The sequence below is a fragment of the Burkholderia sp. Ac-20392 genome (assembly GCF_017104585.1).
GTDB classification, from domain to species: Bacteria; Pseudomonadota; Gammaproteobacteria; order Burkholderiales; family Burkholderiaceae; genus Burkholderia; species Burkholderia lata.
Map to the genome: position 1 here is coordinate 1 of NZ_JAAGPB010000888.1, position 1,888 is coordinate 1,888.

The following is a 1,888-nucleotide window of genomic DNA, read 5'->3' on the forward strand; positions in this document are numbered from 1 at the left end:
TGCGGATTCCGTGTACGGGATCCCGACGATCATCATTCCGTGATGGAGCAGCGGCAGCATCATCGACAGCAACGTCGATTCCTGGCCGCCGTGCAGGCTGCCCGTCGACGTGAACACGCTGGCCGGCTTGCCGGTCAGCGCGCCCGACAGCCATTGCGGCGTGGTGCCGTCGAGGAAATACTTGAGCGAGGCGGCCATGTTGCCGAAGCGGGTCGGCGAGCCGAGCGCGAGGCCCGCGCATTCCTCGAGATCCCGCAGTTCCGCGTATGGCGGGCCGTCGGCGGGAATGTCGGGGGCGGTGGCTTCGCAGACGGCCGACACGGGCGGCACGGTGCGGATGCGGGCCTGCATGCCCGGCACGCTGTCGATGCCGTTCGCGATCGCGAGGGCGAGATCGCGCGTGGCGCCGTGACGGCTGTAATAGAGGACGAGAATGTCTTTCATGGGCTACGGAGCCGCGTGCGGCCGCGCGCATGCCCGGTGCAGTCGGCCCCTGCTGGAATCGAGCGGCTATTATAGGGGCTGAAGCCGTCGCGCAGCGCGGCGGCGGCGCGCCGTCGGGCGCGCGGCATCAAGAAGGAGAAGCCGTTTGCCGAAGTTGAGCGTCGATCTCGACACCATCAAGCGCCTCGCGCAGTTCGCGGCCCGGCGCAGCGCCGAGGATCGCATCCCGCAAGTGGCGGGCAGTCTGACGTTCACGACGATGCTGGCGCTCGTGCCGCTCGTGACGGTCGCGTTCGCGCTGTTCACCGCGTTCCCGATGTTCGCGTCGTTCCAGATCTCGCTGCAGGGATTCCTCGCGGATCACCTGATGCCCGCGCAGTTCAACATCCAGATCTTCAAGTACCTGAACCAGTTCGCGTCGAAGGCGAAGGGGCTGACGACCGCCGGCCTGATCGTGCTCGTCGTCACGTCGGTGATGACGATGATGACGATCGAGTCGGCGTTCAACCTGATCTGGCGCGTGCGCAAGCCGCGGCCGTTCGCGCAGCGCGTGCTCGCGTACTGGGCGCTGATCACGCTCGGCCCGCTGCTGTTCGGCGTGAGCCTGTCGATCTCGTCGTACCTGTTCACGCAGTCGCTGGCGTTTACGGGGGCGGCGCCGTCGACATCGATCGTCGAGTGGCTGCTCGCGCTCGTATCGCTGCCGCTGACGGTGCTCGCGTTCACGCTGCTGTACGTGTACCTGCCGAACTGCACGGTCGCATGGCGCGACGCGGTGATCGGCGGGCTGTTCGCGGCCGTCGCGTTCGAGCTCGCGAAGCGCGGCTTCGGCTACTACGTGCGGCGCATTCCGACCTATACGGCCGTTTATGGCGCGTTCGCGGCGCTGCCCGTGTTCCTGTTATGGGTGTACCTGAGCTGGTTCATCGCGCTGCTCGGCGCGATGGTGGCCTCCGCGCTGCCGGCGATCCGCGTCGGCCAGTTCCACCGTATCCACTATCCGGGCAGCGATCTGCTCGACGCGCTGGAAATGCTCGCGCGGCTGGCCGAAGCGCGCACGGTCGGCAAGCGCGGCTACACGGCGATGCGGCTCGCGACCATGCTGCGCTGCGACATGGAAACCGCGCAGCGCTTGCTGACGACGATGGAGGAGCGGGAATGGGTTGCGCGGCTCGACGGCGGCGGCGAGACCACGCCGCGCTACATCCTGCTCGCGAACCCTGAACAGCTGACGCTCGCGCAACTGTTCGACGTGCTGGTGATCGACCGCACGGAGCTGACCTACCAGCTGCAGCGGCGCCGCAGCCATGTGGATGGTGCGGCGCTGCTTGCGGTGCTGTCGAGCGACCGGTTCGACGTGTCGCTCGCGTCGCTGATCGCCGCGCACCGGCTTGCGGGTGCACAGCCGACGGCGATCCCGGGGCAGGCGCCGGGCGCCGTGTCC

General features: G+C 68.0%; 2 protein-coding genes. One reads left to right on the forward strand and one right to left on the reverse strand.

What is annotated here, in order from left to right; genetic code table 11:
• Positions 1–444 (reverse strand): NAD(P)H:quinone oxidoreductase (gene wrbA, locus G3N99_RS39395; protein WP_206125099.1); only part of this gene is annotated, 444 nt, incomplete at its 3' end.
• 145 nt (positions 445–589) lie between these two features.
• On the opposite strand from wrbA, the gene G3N99_RS39400 reads away from it, so the two are divergent.
• A partial coding sequence (locus G3N99_RS39400; protein ID WP_206125100.1) for a YihY family inner membrane protein occupies positions 590–1,888 on the forward strand: 1,299 nt, incomplete at its 3' end.